This is a genomic window from Rhodanobacter sp. C06 (genome assembly GCF_002001105.1).
Classification (GTDB): Bacteria; Pseudomonadota; Gammaproteobacteria; order Xanthomonadales; family Rhodanobacteraceae; genus Rhodanobacter_A.
The window spans coordinates 1-19,066 of record NZ_MUNP01000080.1; the positions used below are offsets into that span (position 1 = coordinate 1).

General features: G+C 67.3%; 11 protein-coding genes. 4 read left to right on the forward strand and 7 right to left on the reverse strand.

What is annotated here, in order from left to right; translation table 11 throughout:
* Positions 1-153: 153 nt before the first annotated feature.
* The 4 genes from B0E52_RS17720 to B0E52_RS17735 all read right to left on the reverse strand — a co-directional run bounded on the left by B0E52_RS17720 (position 154) and on the right by B0E52_RS17735 (position 6,876).
* Positions 154-1,713 (reverse strand): response regulator, encoded by a 1,560-nt coding sequence (locus B0E52_RS17720; RefSeq protein WP_077485942.1) that lies wholly within the window; start codon positions 1,711-1,713, stop codon positions 154-156.
* Between the two features lie 210 nt (positions 1,714-1,923).
* Entirely contained in the window at positions 1,924-2,370 is a 447-nt protein-coding gene (locus tag B0E52_RS17725; protein ID WP_077485944.1) for a response regulator, read from the reverse strand.
* On the reverse strand, positions 2,367-4,163 hold the full coding sequence (locus B0E52_RS17730) for an ATP-binding protein (RefSeq protein ID WP_077485946.1): 1,797 nt from the start codon (positions 4,161-4,163) through the stop codon (positions 2,367-2,369). Before B0E52_RS17730 ends, B0E52_RS17725 begins: the two co-directional genes overlap by 4 nt.
* Before the next feature lie 394 nt (positions 4,164-4,557).
* Positions 4,558-6,876, reverse strand: a complete 2,319-nt coding sequence (locus B0E52_RS17735) for a GH92 family glycosyl hydrolase (protein WP_077486086.1) — start codon at positions 6,874-6,876, stop codon at positions 4,558-4,560.
* Between the two features lie 176 nt (positions 6,877-7,052).
* Between B0E52_RS17735 and B0E52_RS17740 the strand changes: the two genes are divergently transcribed.
* Genes B0E52_RS17740 through B0E52_RS17755 form a run of 4 tightly spaced genes read left to right on the forward strand, consistent with a single transcriptional unit; the run spans position 7,053 to position 11,716 of the window.
* Entirely contained in the window at positions 7,053-8,111 is a 1,059-nt protein-coding gene (locus B0E52_RS17740) for a LacI family DNA-binding transcriptional regulator (protein WP_077485948.1), read from the forward strand.
* Positions 8,112-8,140: 29 nt separating this feature from the next.
* A complete protein-coding gene (fucP, locus tag B0E52_RS17745) occupies positions 8,141-9,475 on the forward strand; it encodes an L-fucose:H+ symporter permease (protein WP_077485950.1) in 1,335 nt (444 codons plus the stop codon).
* 1 nt (position 9,476) lies between these two features.
* On the forward strand, positions 9,477-10,451 hold the full coding sequence (locus B0E52_RS17750) for a carbohydrate kinase (protein ID WP_077485952.1): 975 nt from the start codon (positions 9,477-9,479) through the stop codon (positions 10,449-10,451).
* Positions 10,452-10,477: 26 nt separating this feature from the next.
* Positions 10,478-11,716, forward strand: a complete 1,239-nt coding sequence (locus B0E52_RS17755) for an AGE family epimerase/isomerase (RefSeq protein WP_077485954.1) — start codon at positions 10,478-10,480, stop codon at positions 11,714-11,716.
* 123 nt (positions 11,717-11,839) lie between these two features.
* On the opposite strand, the gene B0E52_RS17760 is transcribed toward B0E52_RS17755, so the two are convergent.
* The 3 genes from B0E52_RS17760 to B0E52_RS17770 form a co-directional block, all read right to left on the reverse strand.
* Entirely contained in the window at positions 11,840-14,866 is a 3,027-nt protein-coding gene (locus B0E52_RS17760) for a TonB-dependent receptor (protein WP_077485956.1), read from the reverse strand.
* A gap of 352 nt (positions 14,867-15,218) precedes the next feature.
* Entirely contained in the window at positions 15,219-16,586 is a 1,368-nt protein-coding gene (locus B0E52_RS17765; protein ID WP_077485958.1) for an alpha-L-fucosidase, read from the reverse strand.
* A gap of 3 nt (positions 16,587-16,589) precedes the next feature.
* The gene (locus tag B0E52_RS17770; RefSeq protein ID WP_077485961.1) at positions 16,590-19,040 is read right to left on the reverse strand and encodes a GH92 family glycosyl hydrolase; all 2,451 of its coding nucleotides are present in this window, start codon (positions 19,038-19,040) and stop codon (positions 16,590-16,592) included.
* Between the last annotated feature and the right edge of the window lie 26 nt (positions 19,041-19,066).

Genomic DNA, 19,066 nt, shown 5'->3' on the forward strand with positions numbered 1-19,066 from the left:
ACCCGTAGCAGCGTCGCGAGCACCCGCCCCTCACCCAACCCTCTCCTCGCTCCTCCACGCGGAGAGAGCACAGGGATGTGCTCGGCTCTGGGGAGCGAGGAAAGCTGCGGCCATCCATGGCCGCTCCCCGCGTGCCCCGAAGGGGAGAGGGCTTCAAGCGGCGCTGACCAGCGCCAAGCGCAGCGTGCGCAGCAGTTTCCGCGTGGTGACCGGCTTGTCGAGCACGTGCAGGCGCGGCAGCGGGGGGAGTTCGTCGAGGTGGGGCGGCGCGTCGGGGCGTATCAGCATCACCACCGCGCTGTCGTAGCCCTGCTCGATCAACGCGCCCAGCGTGCGCACGGCGGTGAACAGGTTCATGTCGGCGTCCATCAATACCAGGTCGGGCAGGCCGTGCGCGCCGATCCACTGCAGCGCGGCGGTGCCGCTCTGGCTGGCATGGGCTTGGTAGCCCCACGCGTCCAGCGTATCGGTGAGCAGGGACAGCTGGCTGGCCGCCTCGGCCACCACCAGCACCTGCTCGGCGGCGCCTTCGAGGCTGTCACTGTCGTCGCCGTTCGCGTCGACGGCGTCGGCCGCCAATTCCTGCAACGGGATGTACAGGTCGAAGCGGGTGCCGCGGCCCGACGCGCTGTCCACCCGCATCACGCCGCCGTGGCTGGCGACGATGCGCCGGCAGGACACGAGGCCGAGGCCAGTGCCGTTCTCCTTGGTGGTGAAGAACGGTTCGAACAGCCGCGCCAGCACCTCGCGGCTCATGCCGGGGCCGTTGTCGACCACGCTGAGGCGCAGGTGGCGGCCGGGATGCGGCTCTTCCCCGGGCAGGAAGAACTCCGGGTCGAGCCGTTGCTGCGCGGTCTCGATGCGCAGCTCGCCGCCTTCGGACATCGCCTGGATCGCGTTGAGGCAGAGGTTGAGCAGGCATTGCTGCAGCTCGGTGTGGTTGCCGGCGAACGCGAGCTCGGGGGCGTCGACCGCCATTTCCATGCGGATCGCGCGCGGCACGCTACCCTGCAGCAGCAAGCCCAGTGCGTCCATCAGCGCGCCCAGGCGCACCTGCTCGGCGCGGCGCGCGCCGCGGGCGAAGGACAGCATCGACTGCACCATGTCCAGCCCGCGCTTGCCGCAGTCGCGCACCAGTTCGCCCAGCCGCGCCAGCTGCGGGTCGTCGGCGCGGTCACGCAGGCTGTCACCGGCCAGCAGCAGCGGCTGCAGCAGGTTGCGCAGGTCGTGGCTGAGACCGCCGGCGAGCATTGCCAGGCTCTCGAAGCGCTGGGCGCGGATCAGCTCGGCCTGGGCGCGCTGGCTGGCACGCCGCTCGGCGGCCTCGGCGAGCGCGCGGCGCACCGCGCTGGCGAGGCGCGCGGGATTCTGCTTGAGGATGTAGTCGGTGGCGCCGTTGCGCAGCGCCGCTATCGCCGCCTCCTCGCCCAGCGTGGCGGAGACGAAGATGAAGGGCAGGTCCGGGTCGCGCTGGCGCAGCAGCTCCAGCGCGCGCTGGCCGGAGAAGCTCGGCAGGCTGAGGTCGGACAGCACGATGTCGGGCACGAACTCGCGCAGCGCGACGAGATAGGCCTCCTCCTCGTCGACCACCCGCGCCTCGTGCGCGAGCCCGTCGTCGTCGAGCTCGACCAGCGCCAGCTCGGCGTCGTTGCGGTTGTCCTCCACCAGCAGCACCCGGATCGGGCGTGTGTCGCTGCCGTGCGCACCGTGCATGGGCTCCTCCCCTCGTCTCGCTGCCTCGCTTCAAACGCCATGCATTTCAATCGTACGAAATGCTGCCGCCTTCCTTGCCGAATGTTTTTTGTTCGTCATCCGGCGACTTCCATCGCCCGTGGCCCGCCGCCCGATCGGCCTGCGGCTGCGGCCACGCGGTTCGCCGGAATGTCGGCATGGTAACCCCTGACCGCCGGTCGCGATTCCGCATCACTCCTGCTCGGGCGCCTGGTTCAGCACCGCCCAGAACTGGCCCAGCGTGCGCACTGCGGTGAAGAACTGGTCCACGTCCACCGGCTTGATCACGTAGGCGTTGACGCCCAGATCCCAGCTGCGCGCCAGGTCGCTCTCCTCGCGCGAGGAGGACAGGATCACCACCGGGATGCGCCGCAGGTGCTCGTCGGCGCGCATGCGGGTGAGCACTTCCAGGCCGTCCATGCGCGGCATCTTGATGTCGAGCAGCACCACCGCCGGGTTGCCGGGCTCGCGCGTGGCCCAGGCGCCGCGGCACTGCAGCCAGTCCATGCATTCCACGCCGTCCTGCAGGTGCACCACCGGGTTGGCGAGGTTGGCCTCGCGCAGCGCGTCCAGCGACATTTCGGCGTCGGCCATGCTGTCCTCGACCAGCAGGATGGTGCGGATGTGGCGATTGATCATGTGGTTCTCTCGGTGGAGGTGCCGGACAGGTCCCGTGCCGGCAGCGAAAAGTGGAAGCGTGCGCCGCGCTCCGGCTCGGCCTCGGCCCAGACCCGGCCGCCGTGACGGGCGAGTATGCGCCGCACGTTGGCCAGGCCGATGCCGTTGCCGGGGAAATCCGAGGTGCGGTGCAGGCGCTGGAACACGCCGAACAGCTTGTCGGCGTACTGCATGTCGAAGCCGGCGCCGTCGTCGCTCACGGTGAACTCGTAGTCGCCGTTGCGGCCGCGCCGCACGTCCACCGCGATGTGCGCCAGCTTGCGCTTGCCGGTGTACTTCACCGCGTTGCCGATCAGGTTCTGCCACACCGTGCGCAGCATGTTCTCGTCGCCCACCACGATCGGCAGCGGCGCGATCGACCAGCTGATGCGCCGCCCCGGCGCCTCCCCCTCGCTCAATGCACGCGCCTCTTCCGCCAGCGACTGCATGTCCACCGGCTGCAGACGCAGCGCGCCGCGGCCGAGGCGCGAGAACACCAGCAGATCGTCGATCAGTTGCGCCATGCGCTGCGCCGAGTTGCCGATCACGTCGAGGTAGTGGCTGCCGGTGTCGTCCACCCGCTCGCCCAGGTGCAGGCGCAGCTTGCGCGCGAAACCGGCGATGTGGCGCAGCGGTGCGCGCAGGTCGTGCGAGACGGAGTAGCTGAATGCCTCCAGCTCGCGATTGACATCGGAAACCTGCGCGACCTTGCCTTCCAGCTGGTGGTTCAGCTCGTTGACCTTTTGCTCGGCCAGCGCGCGCGCGGTGACGTCACTCACCGTGAGCAGCAGCGCCTGCGCGTCGCTGTCCTGCTGCTGGATGCGCCGCGCGTTGATCACCACGTGGCGGTCCACGCCGTCGACGGTTCGCTGCACCAGCTCGTAGTCCCACAGCTCGCGGTTGCGCAGCAGCACGTCGTTGAGCCGCTGCAGCAGTGCGCCGTCGCTCCAGGCGCCGTCGCCGATCTGCGGCAGCGGCAGCGCGCGGTGGTGCTTCGGGTCCAGCCCGTACAGCTCGCTGAAGGCGGCGTTCACCAGCAGGCTGCGCAGCTGCTCGTCGAACAGCGCGATCGGTTCGCGCACCGCCTGCACGATCATCTGCGAGCGCAGCACCGCGCGACCTTCGCGGGTTTCCGCCAGCAGGCGCTTGCCGATCTGCCGCTCCGAGGAGATCACCACCACGATCAGCAGCACCAACTGCGCCAGCGCGGTGAGCCCGAGCACGAACTGGCCGCGGCTCACCTGCTGCTCGACGTCGCGGGTGCGTTCGACCAGCAGGCGATCCTCGGTCTGCGCGATGCCGTCGATCAGCTCGTGCATGTGGAACAGGTCGCCGGTGTCACGCAGCGACTGCCGCGCGCCGACGGCATCCCCCTGGTGCAGCCGCGCGAGCGCCTGGTCCACCAGGATGATGCGGCCGTTGGTGACGCTCTCCAGCGCGCCGATGCGCGCCTGCTGGTCGGGATTGTCGCGGGTGAGGCCGCGCAGCTGCGTCAGCAGGGCCGGCACCTGGTCCTTCGCGCCGCCGGCGCGCTGCTCGGTGGGCGCGTCGCCGTCGCCGGCGAGGATGCGATAGCTCGCCGCCTCGCTGTCGCGGATCAGGTAGGCGATGCGGTAGGTGAGCGCCTTGACCGTGCTGGCGTGGTTGAGCCAGAGGTTGGCCTGCTGCGTTTCGTCGGCCATCACTCGCGTGGCGAGATACGGCAGCACCACGATGACGACCATCGCGAGCAGCAGGCCGGCGACACGCCAGCGCAGCAGACCCTTGACTTTCATTGGACAGACCGCATCGGCTGACCCCGCCGGACCACGTCCGGTTCGCTAAGAGCCTGTTTACGATCTCCAAGCACCCCGCGCCGGGAGCTGTTTGCGCGCAGGCCAAGGAAGAACGAGGGAGTGGACGTCCGTCCACGACCGAGTGATGACGCCAGCATGCGGGCAAACAGACCCGGCCCTTCGGGTTGCCACCGAGTGGCCACCATGCGGCAGCGCGCGGCTTGACCTGACGGCCAGTCAGGCGCAGCGCCACGCACTACCACCTGGCGGCCACTCGATGACAACGCGGGGTGTTTGGAGATCATAAACAGGCTCTGAGGCAGGGGCTATTCTGCGCAGGTTTCGCGCCGCGGGCCAAGCCGGCATGACGGCGCGCAACCGGAAGCGCAGGCGACTACTTCCCGTACGGGCTCATCGCCGCCGGCCGCGCCGCCACCGCCGTGCCCCACTCCCGGTTCGGTTCGGCCTGCATCGTGAAACGCAGCTCCCCACCGGCGAGGATCTCGCCGTGGCGCAGGTAGACCCGGTCCAGCGGCTTGCCGTTCAGCGTGACCGCGCCGACGTAGGGATGCGCGTCGTCCAGGTGCTCGGCCACCACGGTGAAGCTGTGGCCGTTCGGCAGGTGCAGCACCGCCTTGGGCACGAACGGCCGGCCGATCGCGTACTCGTCGCTGGCCGGCGTCACCGGATAGAAACCCAACGCGGTGAAGATGTACCAGGCCGACATCTGGCCCAGGTCGTCGTTGCCGACCAGGCCATCCGGGCCGTCGTGGTACTGGCTGTCCATGATCTGCTTCAGGCGCTGCTGCGTCTTCCAGGGCGCGCCGGCGTAGTCGTACAGGTAGGCGATGTGGTGGCTGGGCTCGTTGCCGTGCGCGTACCAGCCGATCAGGCCGGTGATGTCCTCGACGTTCTTGAAGATGGCCGGATCGACCTTGGCGTCGAACAGCTGGTCGAGCTTGCTGACGAATTTCTGGTCGCCGCCATAGGCGGCGACCAGCCCGGCCACGTCCTGCGGCACGTACCACGAGTACTGCCAGGCATTCGCCTCGGTGTAGTCGCTGCCGTACGCAGCCGAAGTCGGATCGAACGGGGTGCGGAACTGGCCGTTGCTCAACTTGGCGCGCATGAAGTCCGTCTTCGGATCCCACACGTTGCGCCAGTTGGCCGCGCGTTTCTCGAAGGTCGCGTAGATGCCGTGCTTGCCCAGGGCCTTGGCCATCTGCGCGACCGCCCAGTCGTCGTAGGCGTATTCCTGGGTCTTGGAACCGGCTTCCGTTTCCTTGTCGATCGGCACGTAGCCGAGCTTCATGTAGTCGGCCAGGTCGCCGTAGGGCCCGTAGGTGGCGGTGGACACCATCGCCTTCAGCGCCTGGTCGGCATCGAAGCCGCGCACGCCCTTGATGTACGCGTCGGCGATGATCGCCACCGCGTGATAACCGGTCATGCACCAGGTCTCCAGGCCCTGGTACGCCCATACCGGCAGCATGCCGAACGGGCTGTCCTGCTGCGCCGCGATCAGCGAGCGGATGAACTGCGTGCTGAGGTCGGGCCGCAGCAGCACCATCAGCGGTTCCTCGGCGCGGTAGACGTCCCACATCGACCAGCTGGAATAGAAGTCGAAAGTCCCTTGCTTGTCCTGAGCCTTGTGCACCTGGTGGTCGGGGCCGCGGTATTCGCCGTTGACGTCCATGCTCAGCGTGGGCGCGAGCATCGCGTGGTAGAGCGAGGTGTAGAAGCCGGTGCGCTGCGCCGGCGTGCCCTCCACGTCGATGACGGACAGCGCCTTGTTCCATGCCGCGGTGGCGTCGGCGCGACGAGTATCGAAATCCCAGCCCTTGCCGTCCTGGTCGAGGTTCGCGATCGCGTTGGCTTCGCTCACCGGCGAAATCGCCACCTTCACCAGCAGCGGCTTGTCGAGCTTGCCGAAGTCGAACACGCCTTCCAGCGCGCGGCCGTTCTCGGCGTCATGGTCCTCGGGCTGGTTGCCCGGCCCCGCGAAACCCTTGTAGAGCACGTCCGTCTCGCGGTCGTACAGCGTGCGCGAGACCATCGGCTGGTTGAAGCGCATCGCGAAGCACAGCTCACGTCCCGGCGCCCAGCCGCGCGTGGTGCGGCAGCCGCTGACGGTGCCGTCGGCGCGCACGCGCAGGCGCGACCACAGCACCTTGCCGGGGTAGTCGTAGATGCTGGGGCGCAGGTCGAGCAGCAGGTGCGCGGGCTTGCCTTTCGGGAAGGTGTAGCGGTGCCAGCCGATGCGCGTCGAGGCGGTCAGCTCCGCGCGCACGCCGTAGTCGGAGAGCGTCACCGCGTAGTAGCCGGCCTGCTCCACCTCGCTGGCGTGGCTGAAGCGCGAGCGGTAGCCGCTGCCCGGCTTCGCGGGATCGCCGGGGTCCAACTTCACGTCGCCCGCGATCGGCATCACCAGCACGTCGCCCAGGTCCGAATGGCCGGAACCGGAGAAGTGGGTGTGCGAGAAACCCATGATGGTGGGATCGCCGTACTGGTAGCCGGCGGCCCACTTGTAGGCGTGCTTGAAGTCCGGCATCGCCGTGTCGGGCGAGAGCTGGATCATCCCGAACGGCACGGTGGCGCCGGGGAAGGTGTGGCCGTCGCCGCCGGTGCCGATGCGCGGATCGACCTCGGCCGCATGGCCGTTCGCCGCCACCGCGCCGGTGGAGCACAGGGCCAGGCCGGTGGCCAACGCGAACATCAGCCATGTCTGTGGAGCGTGCTGCTTCATGGACCCTCCCCTCGCATCAAAATTTGGATCGTTCCAAGCTGCAGACGCTAACACCGGGTCGTGTGCTGGCGCATGTTGCAACGCGGAAGCATCCGCGGCACGCTTCCGGTACATTTTGATCGTTCCAATCGACCACGACGACGAGCATGGCCACGGACAGCACGCCTCACGCCAATCGCAAGGTTACCCTCACCGATATCGCCGCTGGTTGCGACGTGTCGCGTGCCACGGTGTCGCTGGTGCTGCGCGGCAGCCCGCTGGTGAACAAGCTCACCCGCGCACGGGTCGAGGAGGAGCTGCGCCGCCAAGGTTACGTGTACAACCGCGCCGCTGCCAACCTGCGCCGACGCACCTCCTCCAGCATCGCGCTGGTGCTGAACGACCTCGCCAACCCGTTCTTCGCCGAGTTTGCCACCGGCGTGGACGAGGCGCTGGGCGGCGCCGGCTACGTCACCCTGCTCGGCAGCACCGGCGAGTCGGTCGCGCGCGAACAGGCGGTGCTCGGCTCGCTGCTCGAACACGACCCGGCCGGCATCATCCTCTCGCCCGCCGAGGGCAGCGACGCCGGCAGCGTGCTGCGGACGATCGGCCTGCGCACGCCGATGGTGCTGTTCAACCGCGAGCTCGGCGGCAAGGCCTCGACCGAGGCGCCTTGGGACCGGCTGATGCTGGACAACCAGCGTGGCGCGCGGCTGGCCACCGAGCACCTGATCGCGCTGGGCCAGCGGCGCATCGCGTTCTTCGGCGGCCATGCCGGCTCCAGCTCCTGCCAGCAGCGCCACGCCGGCTACGTCGAGGCGATGAAGGCGGCGGGCCTGACCATCGAGCCGCACTGGCGCATCGAATCCGCACCGAACCGCGTGGACGCGGCGGCGCAATGCGGCGCGCTGTTCTTCGACGCGCCCGCGCCCACCGCGGCGGTCTGCTACAACGACGCGGTGGCGCTGGGCCTGATGCTGGGCCTGCACCAGCGCGGCATCCGGCCCGGCCGCGACTTCGCCGTCACCGGCTTCGACGACATCGCCGAAGCCGGACTCAGCGCACCGCCGCTCACCACGCTTGCCTCCACGCCGCGCGCGCGTGGCCGCCAGGCCGCCGAACTGCTGCTGCAGCGGCTGCGCGACCCGCAGGCGCCGGCGCAACGCACCGTGGTTCCGGTGCAACTGGTGGTGCGCGGCAGCAGCTGTCCACCGCCCAGCGCCTGAGCGCACGCACCCACCCAGAGGGGAACCGCATGGCTTTCACCGCACCACTGCAGCCCACACCCGCATCGGGCGGGCGCCGGAACTACACCGACTACCCGATGGCGCTCGGCGTCATCACCACCGTGTTCTTCATGTGGGGTCTGCTGACCGCACTGAACGACATCCTGATCCCGCACCTGAAGTCGACCTTCCAGCTCGACTATGCACAGGTGATGCTGGTGCAGTCGACGTTCTTCGGCGCGTATTTTCTGATGTCGTTGCCGGCGGGCAAGCTGGTGGCCACGCTGGGCTACAAGAACGGCGTGGTGGCGGGACTCGCCATCGCCGGCGTCGGCGCACTCGGCTTCTGGCCGGCGGCGGCGCTGCACCTGTACGACGCCTTCCTCGCCGCGCTGTTCGTGCTGGCGACCGGCATCACCGTGCTGCAGGTGGCGGCCAATCCGTATGTGTCCCTGCTCGGCCCGGAGCGCACCAGCTCCAGCCGCCTCACCCTGGCCCAGGCGCTCAACTCGCTGGGCACGGCGCTGGCGCTGTGGTTCGGCGGCAAGCTGATCCTTTCCAGCGTGGTGCAGACCCCGGACGCGATCGCCCGGATGGCGCCGGCGCAGCAGCTCGCCTACCAGACGCAGCAAGCGCACGCGGTGCAAGGGCCGTACATCGGCCTGGCTGTGGTGCTGTTCCTGCTGGCCGTGTTCGTGTGGCTGTTCCGCCTGCCCGCACTGCGCGAGGCCACCGACAAGGCCGACGTGGTCCACCACACCTACCTCGACGTGCTGCGCCATCCGCACGTGCTTTTCGGCGTGCTCGGCATCTTCTTCTACGTGGGCGCCGAGGTCTCGATCGGCAGCGCGATGGTGAACTACCTGTCGATGCCCGACATCGGCCACATCAGCGAACGGCAGGCCGCCTACTACACCTCGTTCTACTGGGGCGGGGCGATGGTCGGTCGCTTCCTTGGCTCGTGGCTCACCGCGATGCTATCGCCGCGCAAGCTGCTCGCCGCGTTCGCCGCCATCAACATGGCGCTGGTACTGACCACCATGTTCAGCCACGGCGAAGTGGCCATGGTCAGCGTGATCGCCATCGGACTGTTCAACTCGATCATGTTCCCCACCATCTTCGCGCTCGGCATCGAGCGAATGGGGCCGATGACCAGCAAGGCGTCGAGCTTGCTGATCATGGCCATCGTGGGGGGCGCCGTGGTGCCCTGGCTGCTGGGCGTGCTGGCGGATCGCATCGGCCTGCAGCAGGCTTTCGTGCTGCCGCTGCTGTGCTACGCGTACATCATTTTCTACGGTCTTTCCGGTTCGCGGATCCGCACCAGTGCGCCTGCCACCGCATCGGCCACGGAGGCAACGGACTGAAATGCGTTCCATACTCTGCTTCGGCGAAGCGCTGATCGATTTCCACGCCGAGGGCCGCGACCCGCACGGCTACCCGCGCGCCTTCGTGCCGTTCGCCGGCGGCGCCCCCGCCAACGTGGCGGTGGCGGTGGCGAAGCTCGGCGGCGTCGCGCGCTTCGCCGGCATGCTGGGCACCGACCTGTTCGGCGACCTGCTGCTGGACAGCCTGCAGCATGCCGGCGTGGACACCCGCGACGTGGCGCGCACCGGCGAGGCGAACACCGCGCTGGCCTTCGTGGCGCTGGACGCCCACGGCGAACGCAGCTTCAGCTTCTACCGGCCGCCCTCGGCCGACCTGCTGTTCCGTCCCGAACATTTCCGCGCCGATGCGTTCGCCGACACCGCGGTGTTCCACGTCTGCTCCAACAGCATGACCGAACCCGATGCCGCGGAAACCACGCGCGAAGGCATGCGCCGCGCCCGCACTGCCGGCGCGCTGGTGAGCTTCGACCTCAACCTGCGCCCTGCGCTGTGGCCGCTCGACGTGGATGCACGCCCTCAGGTCTGGCCGGCGCTGGATCTGGCCGACCTTGTGAAACTCAGCGCCGAGGAATTCGCCTGGCTGGCCGTGGACGGCGAAGCCGCCGTGCTCGATCGCCTGTGGCAAGGCCGGACGCGCCTGCTGGTGGTCACCGACGGCCCCGGCCCGCTGCGCTGGTTCCACCCCGATGCCGAGGGCGAACTGCCGGCCTACCGCGTGCCCGCGGTGGACAGCACCGCGGCGGGTGACGCCTTCGTCGGCGGCCTGCTGCAGCAGTTGGCCGAGCAGGAGATCGGCGCCGCCGGACTCGACAACCTGGTCGCCACGCTGCCGCGCCTGCACGCCACGCTGCGCCACGCCGCCGCGGCCGGCGCGCTGGCGGTGACCCGGCAAGGCTCGTTCGCTTCGCTGCCGACCACCAACGAAGTCCACGCCTTCATGGCATCCCACGCCTGAGTCCTGCACGCATGAGTCCCGCACGCATGAGCACCGTCCTCCCCCTCGCGCCGCTGCCCGATTTCCGTTCACCCACCTTCCTGCGCCGGCACATCGCCGACACCATGGCGCTCTACCATCCGCGCGCGATCGATCCGGCCGGCGGCTTCTTCCACTACTTCAAGGACGACGGCGCGATCTACGACCGCAGCCACCGCCACCTGGTGAGCAGCACGCGCTTCGTCTACAACTACGCGATGGCCGCGCTGGAGTTCGGCGCGGACGCGCAGCTCGCCGCCGAATACCGCGACGCCATGCTGCACGGCCTGCGCTACCTGCGCGAGGTGCATCGCAACCCACACACCGGCGGCTACGCCTGGACGATCCGCGACGGCCAGCCGGAGGACCGCACCAACCATGCCTACGGCGTCGCCTTCGTGCTGCTGGCCTATGCCAGCGCGCGCAAGGCCGGCGTTGCCGGGGCCGCCGCCTGGATGGACGAAACGTGGGAACTGCTGGAACGCCGGTTCTGGGACGCCGAGGCCGGCCTGTACCGCGACGAGGCCGACGCCGACTGGCACTTCAGTGCCTATCGCGGCCAGAACGCGAACATGCACATGTGCGAGGCGATGCTGGCCGCCTACCAAGCCAGCGACGAGCCGCGTTACCTCGAGCGCGCACTCACGCTCGCCGACCACATGACGCGCCGCCAGGCCGCGCTGGCCGACGGCCTGGTGTGGGAGCACTACGACGCCGAGTGGCGCATCGACTGGGACTACAACCGGGACAATCCCAAGCACCTGTTCCGCCCTTGGGGCTTCCAGCCCGGCCACCAGACCGAGTGGGCCAAGCTGCTGCTGATCCTCGAATCGCTGCTGCTGGAGCGCAACCGCGAGGAAAACTGGCTGCTGCCCACCGCGCGCCACCTGTTCGACACCGCAGTGAAACACGCCTGGGACGACACCCATGGCGGCCTCAGCTACGGCTTCGCCCCCGACGGCAGCGTGTGCGACGACGACAAGTACTTCTGGGTGCAGGCCGAATCGCTCGCCGCCGCCGCCCTGCTGCACGCACGCAGCGGCGACGCCGGCTATGCCGCGTGGTACGACAAGCTGTGGGCTTACTCGTGGAAGCACTTCGTCGACCACGAGTACGGCGCCTGGTACCGCATCCTCACGGTCGACAACCGCAAGTACAGCGACGAGAAGAGCCCCGCCGGCAAGGTGGACTACCACACCATGGGCGCCTGCCACGAGCTGCTGCAGCTGTACGGCCCGGCAGCCTGAACCCGACAGCATTCCCCTGCGCGCCGCGCAATTGCGGCGCGTTTTTTTGTGCCGGCGGTTTGCACGCACAAAAAAGCCCCGGCCGAAGCCGGGGCTGGGGGAACAAGCTCAACCTGAGAGGGATCAGTTGAACTTGTAGTCGAACGACAGGAACATTTCGCGGCCGGTGTATTCGTCGGCGGACTGATTGGTCGGGACGAACTCGAAACCACCGGCGTAGTACGGAATCGCCGCGATCTTGTCGAAGATGTTGGACACGGTGAAGCTGACCTTGGTCTCCGGGTTGATCTGCCAGCCGACCGAGCCGTTCCAGGTGATCCACGGCGGCACGCGGCCCATGTACATGCTGTCGGCGACGACTTCGGAGCCGCCGTTGTACGCCACCGTGCAGACACCGGTGCTGTAAACGGTGCCGTTGGCCGCGGTAGCCGTGCCCATGGCCGGCTGGATGCCGTTGTCCAACACGTTGCAACCTCCGTAGTTGTTGGCACGCACGCTGCCGACACGCACGCCGGAGATCGACGCGTCCCAGTCACCCTTGTGCCAGGTACCCATCCACGTGACCCTGCTCGCCGCATTGTTGTAGCGGGTGTTCAGCAACGGGTCGGAAGCCAGTACGCGCTGCTTGTACGAGAGGTTGTCGGTGTAGTTGATGCTGGCGGTGAAGTCGCCGTAATTCTCGTTACGCCACTTGTAGTCCAGCGAGGCGTCCACGCCGCTCACGTACAACGAAGCCTCGTTGATCGGGCCGGAGTGCACCGTGTTGATGGTGCCATCCGCATTGCGCTGGACCATGGCGATCACCATCTGGCAATACGCCGAACCCGGCACGTGTGCCGTGTATGGCTGCAACGTGCTGGTGCCCACGACCTGCAAGCCGGTAAGGCAGCCCGCCTCGTCCTGCAGTACCGTGGAGTTGCCGAGGTACTGGATGGAGTTGTCCACACCCATGTGCCAGTAGTCGGCCGATACCGACAAGCCCTCGACGCCCGGCACCTGCAACACGAAACCGTAGGTCCAGGAGTGACCTGTTTCCGGCAGCAGCAACTTGCTGCCACCCGTCAACGAGGTGTAGTACTGCGACTGCGGACGCTGGATGTTGCCGTTGCACCATGTGTTGTTGGTATCGCCTGCCTTGAGCGCGTTGATGCAGGTCAGATCATCCGCGTAGATGCCCACCGGCACGGTGGAGCCGGTCTGGTAGACCGCCTGCATGTCCGGCGCCTTGAAGTTGGTGCCGTAGGTGCCGCGGATCAGCAGGCTGTCGAAGGGACGCCATTCGAGGCCGGTGCCCCAGGTGCGGGCCACATCGGCGCGGCTGTGGTCGTTGTACTTGTCCAGTCGGCCGGAGATGGTCCAAGTCAGCGAATCCAGCACCGGCACGCGGAACTCCGTGCCCAGCGAGTAGCGCTGGCGGGTACCGGCACCCGTGTTGTCGGAATAGAACGGGTTCACGAACGTCGCCGAATTCGTCGCGCGCGCGTCGGGCGAAAGCTGGAAGCCATTGTGCGCGGCTTCCAGTACCGCCGCCCAACCCACCGGCTGATCCACCCACGGCAACTTGAACAGGTCGCCGTTGATGCGGAACTGCGCCTGGTCCAGCCACGACGATGCGCTGTCCTGGCCGTTGACCGAGAACTGGCTGTACTGCTGCGGCGTGATCGGATTCCACCACTGCTGCCAGTTCATGGCATAGATCGGAATGTTGTTGCCCTTGCTGTCGGTGGTGGTGCCCAGTTGAGGGCCGAGGAAGAAGTTGTCCGTGGCCTGCTGGTTGAAGGCCGTGTAGTCCTCATGCACGATGTACTTCTGGGTATTGAGGCTCAAGTCCCAGTTGAAGTTGCCGTCGAACATGGTGCCGCGCAGGCCGGTCGTGATGTTCCAGTTCTGCTCGCGGTCGTGCGTGTTGCCCGAGGTGCCGATTTCCTGCGCGGTGTACTGGCGCGCGGCGTTGCTGATGACCTGGCCCGTGGTCTGGTCGTAGAACTCGCCCGTGCCCAAGCCCCACAACTGGGTGTTGGAGATGCCCACCGTGTCGTACAGGGCCGCCGAGCCGTAGAGCTGCAGGCCGTTGCTGAAGTCGTACTCGCCGGCCAGGTAGCCGTTGTTGCTGCGGCTGCCCGGCGTCAGCACCCAGTTCTGGAACAGGGCAGGCTGCTTGCAGTAGTAGCCGTTGTCAGTCACACCGGTGACCTGGGTGCCATTGGTGCTGACGGTGTGTGCATGGTAGAGCTGCGAGTTGCTGAACTTGTCGCAGGTGCCGGCGGGCGGCGTGATGTAGTTACCCGAGGCGTCCTGGGCCATGAGGGCGGGGCTGTCCGGGTAACCGAACATGCGGGCATTCGGATTCCAGGCGCCATAACCCGCATCGGACTCCGAGTCCTGATACGGCCTATCCATGCCCCACATCGCCGAGCGGTTGGACTTCTCCACGTTGTAGAGGATGTGCCAGTTGTCGCCGGACGTGCCACCCAGGAAGTTGATGTCGCCATAGGCGCGGCCACCGTGCTGCGCGCCGCCGCCAGTCACCCGCAACTCGTTACCCTGATAGTTCTTCTTCAGGATCACGTTGACCACGCCGGCCACCGCGTCCGAACCGTAGATCGACGAGGCGCCGGAGGCGAGGATTTCGATACGATCGACCATGCCGGCGGGGATGTTGCTGTAGTTCTGGAAGTTGCTGTGCGCATACAGCGACTGCGGGTAGTCCACCACGCGATGGCCGTCGATCAGCAGCAGACTGAAGCCGGGGCCCAGGTTGCGCAGATTGAGCGGACGCGCATTGACCGCGGTGGCACCCCAGGAAGCCGGATCCTGCACCTGCGGGCCCATCTGCGGCAGCGAATCCAGGAACTCCCACAATGTGGTGAAACCTTGCTTCTTGATATCCGCGCCGGTGATGGTGACCACGGGCGCATCGCCCTCGATCTCCACGCGCGGAATCATCGAGCCGGTGACCGTGACCGTCTTCAGGTTCACTGCCTTCTGCTGGCTAGGCGCTGCAGACGACTGATTGCTGGACTGCGGCGTGGCGGTTTGGTCGGTGCCCGACGCAGACGCGGCCTGCCCGTAGGCGACCAGCGGCGACAGCAGGGCAATGGAAAGCGCACTCACGAGTGCGTTGCGACGCAAGGCGATGGCATGACGCATGGAAACCCCTCCCTCAAACGTGTTTGTTGTCTGTGTTGTTGCGTGGCCGGGAGAACCCCTGCTTCCCGACCTTTCGTCAATCAGGTCTCGCGACCAAGGAACATATTTGGATCGTGTCAATCAATCGCGGCATGTCGCACGCCATGGCCCGCAAAACGCCGCACAACACCCTCTTTTTCTCTTGCCCTGCCGCTTCGACCGGAAGGCCCATCTCCGGTTTAGATCGATTCATATTTGAAACTATCACTCACCCATGAACGTTGCAAGCGGCATTGCAATATGGCGGTCACTTCCATCGGGCAGGCTGCCGCCGGATGGCTCCGCGGCGGCGCCATCCGCAGCCCACTGCGGCTCAGTTGCTCTCGATCAGCTTCACTTCGTCGTGGAACAGGCGCACCGGCCCGTCCAGGCTGAGCGCGAGCACGGTGACCTCGGGATCCAGCGTGGCGGGTGGCACGGCGATGTAGAGCAGGCCCGGCACCTTGCTCCAGTACGAGCCGCCCACCACCTGGGTGTCGAGCGTGGTGCCGTTGCCGACCACGCGGGCATGCAGCACGCGGTTCATCAGGCCCTTCACCAGCACCGGGCCGTTCGGTCGTCCATCCACGAACAGGTACAGCGTGCTGCCGTCCTTCGACAGCGTGCTGGAGCCGGCGTAGTAGTCCTTGGGGATGCCGGCCTGCGTGCCGTAGATCGCCTCGGCGTGCTTGTGCGTCCAGCGGCCGATCTGTTTCAGCGTGTCGACTTCCTGCTGCGGGATCGTGCCGTCGGCGCGCGGGCCGATGTCCAGCAGCAGGTTGCCCCCCATGCCGACGGTGTCGGCGAGGATGCGGATCAGCTGGTTCGCGCTCTTGAAGTGCTGGTCGTTCGGCTGCCAGCCCCAGGAGTTGTTCATGGTCAGGCACAGCTCCCAGTATTTCTGGGGCGGGCGCGTGATCGGCACGCCCTGTTCCGGCGTGGCGTAGTCGCCGTAGCCGGCGAGGCGGGAGTTGATGATCGCGCCCGGGTTGCGCGCCAGCAGCATCTCGCGATCCTGTTTCGCGTGCCACTCCTCGGCGCTGTGCTCCCAGTCGCCGTCGAACCAGTAGAGATCCGGGTTGTAGCGCCGCGACAAGTCCTTCAACTGGCCCTGGTAGTACCTCACGAAGCGATTCCAGCGCGCGGGGTCGGCCTTGGCGTCGTAGCGCGACTCGGTCTTGGTGAAGCCGGGGTAGTCCTTGTACGACCAGTCGATCAGCGAGAAGTACAGGCCCACCTTGATGCCGTCCTTGCGCAGCGCCTGCACGAACGGCCCGACCAGGTCGCGCTTCGCCGGCGTGTCCTTCACCACGTTGAGGCCTTGCGTGGTGTCCCACAGCGCCACGCCGTCGTGGTGCTTCGCGGTGAGCACGGCGTAGCGCGCGCCGCTTTCGCGGATCAGGTCGGCCCAGGCCTGCGGGTGGTAGTTCGCCGCGGTGAAGCCCTTCAGCTGCTGCATGTAGTGGTCGTGGCTGACGTAGCCGTCGTAGAACGACCACGACTCGTCGATGCCGTCCACCGCGTAGATGCCCCAGTGGATGAAGATGCCGAACTTCGCATCGGCGAACCATTGCATGCGCTGCGCATCCGTGGGCGCAGTTTCGGCAGGTGCCGACGCCGCGGGCGGCGGCGTAGCGTGCGCGGCAAGGCTTGCGCAGGCACAGGCGAGCAGCAGGCCAAGGCTATGCAGCTTGAGCCGCATCGCTCAGGCCTCGCCCTTGCCGGCCAGCCGACCGAACGACGGCGGGCGGTCTTCCGGGGCCGCGCCGAACTTCTTGTTCGGCTTGTCGCCCATCTCGAACACCAGCGTGCCGCCGGCGGCGAGGTCCGCGTGGCTGATCCAGCTCTTCGACCACGGCTTGCCGTTCCATGTCACCGACTGGATGTAGGGTTTGCCGGGGCCATTGCCCTTGGTCTCGACGACGAGCTTCTTGCCCTCGCCCACCGTCACCTCGCCGCGGTCCACCAGCGGGCTGCCGAACACCCACTCGGCGCTCACCGGATCCACCGCGTACAGACCCAGCGCGCCCAGCACGTACCACGCCGCCATCTGGCCGCAGTCGTCGTTGCCGGCGATGCCGTCGGGAAGCGGCGGGTACATGGTTTCCAGCAGCATGCGCACGCGCGACTGCGTCTTCCAGTGCGAGCCCGTATAGGCGTAGAGAAAGGCTACGTGGTGGCTGGGCTCGTTGCCGTGCGCGTACTGGCCGATCATGCCGGCGATGTCCGGCGGCGCGTCGGCCGGCAACGCGGAGCTGGTGGTGAACAGTTCGTCCAGCTTGCGCTCGAACGCCGCCACCCCGCCGAACATCGGCATGTAGCCATACAAGTCGTGCTGGTTGAGGAAGGTCGCCTCCCACGGGTTGGACTCGGTGAAGTCGCGCCACTTCTCGAAGTGGCCCATCTCGCGCGGATCGAACGGCTCGATCCACTTGCCGGCGCCGTCGCGCGGGCGCATGAAGGTGAGCTTGGTGTCGAACACGTTGCGGTAGTTGCGCGAGCGCTTGCGCAGCGTCTCGGCATCCGCATGCTGCCCCACCGCATCGGCGAGGCGCGCCATGGCCCAGTCGTCGTAGGCGTATTCCAGCGTCTTGCTGACCGCCTCCCCCTCCTTGTCGCTGGGGATGTAGCCGAGCTTGCGGTAGTACGGCAGGCCACGCCAATCGTCGTCGAAGGCGCGCTTGCGAAAGACCGGCCACGCCTTGTCGAAATCGATCCCCGGGTAGCCCTTGGCCTGTGCCTCGGCCAGCAGCACGATGGAGTGGTAGCCGATCATGGTGCCGGTCTCCACGCCCTGCAGCGGCCACACCGTGGGGCCTTGCGGGCTCTCGTTCGCCTGGCGGATCAGGTCGTTGGCGAAGCCGGGAATGCGCTCCGGCTGGAACAACGTGTACAACGGATGCAGCGCGCGGTAGATGTCCCACAGCGAATACGTGCTGTAGGTGTATTGCCCCAGCGGCAAGGTATGCACCTTGAGGTCCATGCCGCGATAGCGGCCATCGACGTCGCTGAACAGCGTGGGCGCGACCATCGTGTGGTAAAGCGAGCTGTAGAACGTCTTGAGCACCACGTTGGACGGGCTTTCGATGCGGATGCGCGAGAGTTCCTGCTCCCATTGCTGTGCGGCTGCGCGCTGCACGCGATCGAAATCCCAGTCGGGCAGTTCCGCTTCGAGATTGCGCAGGGCGCCGTCGATGTCCACGGCGGAGAGCCCCACCTTGACCAGCAAGGGCGCCTTCGCGGCGTCTTCCAGGTGCAAGGCGACCTTCAGGCTGTTGCCCTTGGCCTCGGTCGCACCGGCAGGCAGCGGCTTGTCATCCGAATACAGCCCGGCGTGCGAGAACGGCCGCGACAGCTTCATCGCGAAGTAGATGTAGCGGCCATCGGCCCATTCATGCACGCGTCGGCCGCCGACCAGGGTGTCGTTGCCGACCAGGCGCAGCTCGGCGTCGGTGACCTTGCACGGGATGTCCGGCTTGTCCTGGTAACCATGCGCGAAATCGACCAGCAGATGGCCGGGACCATGCTTGTTGAAGGTGTAGCGGTGCAGGCCCGTGCGCAAGGTCGCGGTGAGCTCGGCGAGGATGTCGTGGTCGGTGAGGCGCACGCGGTAATAGCCCGGCACCGCCCGTTCGGAACCCTTGTCGAAGCGTGAGCGATAGCCCTTGCCCGGGTGCGCCACCACGTCTGCAGTGAGGTGCGGCCCGTGCGCCGCGCCGTCGAACTTGGAGTAGTACAGCTGATCGGGCAGGCCACGCTCGCCGGCATCGAGCAGTACCTCGCCCTGCGCGGGCATCACCAGCACGTCCAGCATGTCGGCACCGCCGGTGCCGCTGAGATGGGTGTGCGAGAAGCCCATGATCGAACCATCGGCCTGGTGGTAGCCCGAGCACGCGTCCCAGCCGGAGTTGTTGGTGTCGGGCGACAACTGCACCATGCCCCACGGCAGCGTGGGGCCGGGATAAGTGTGGCCGTGGCCGCCGGTGCCGACGAAGATGTCGACGTGCTTCGACACGTTGTTCTTCGGCAGGCTGGCCAGTGACAGCGCATCCGCGCCAGCCTGCTTGTGCGTCGCGGCCAGTGCGCGCTGCGCATCGAGACCGCCAAGCAGGGTCAATGCCGTCGCGCCTTGCAGGAATCGTCTACGGGTCACCATGTTCGTGGGCTCCTTCGGGGATGGGT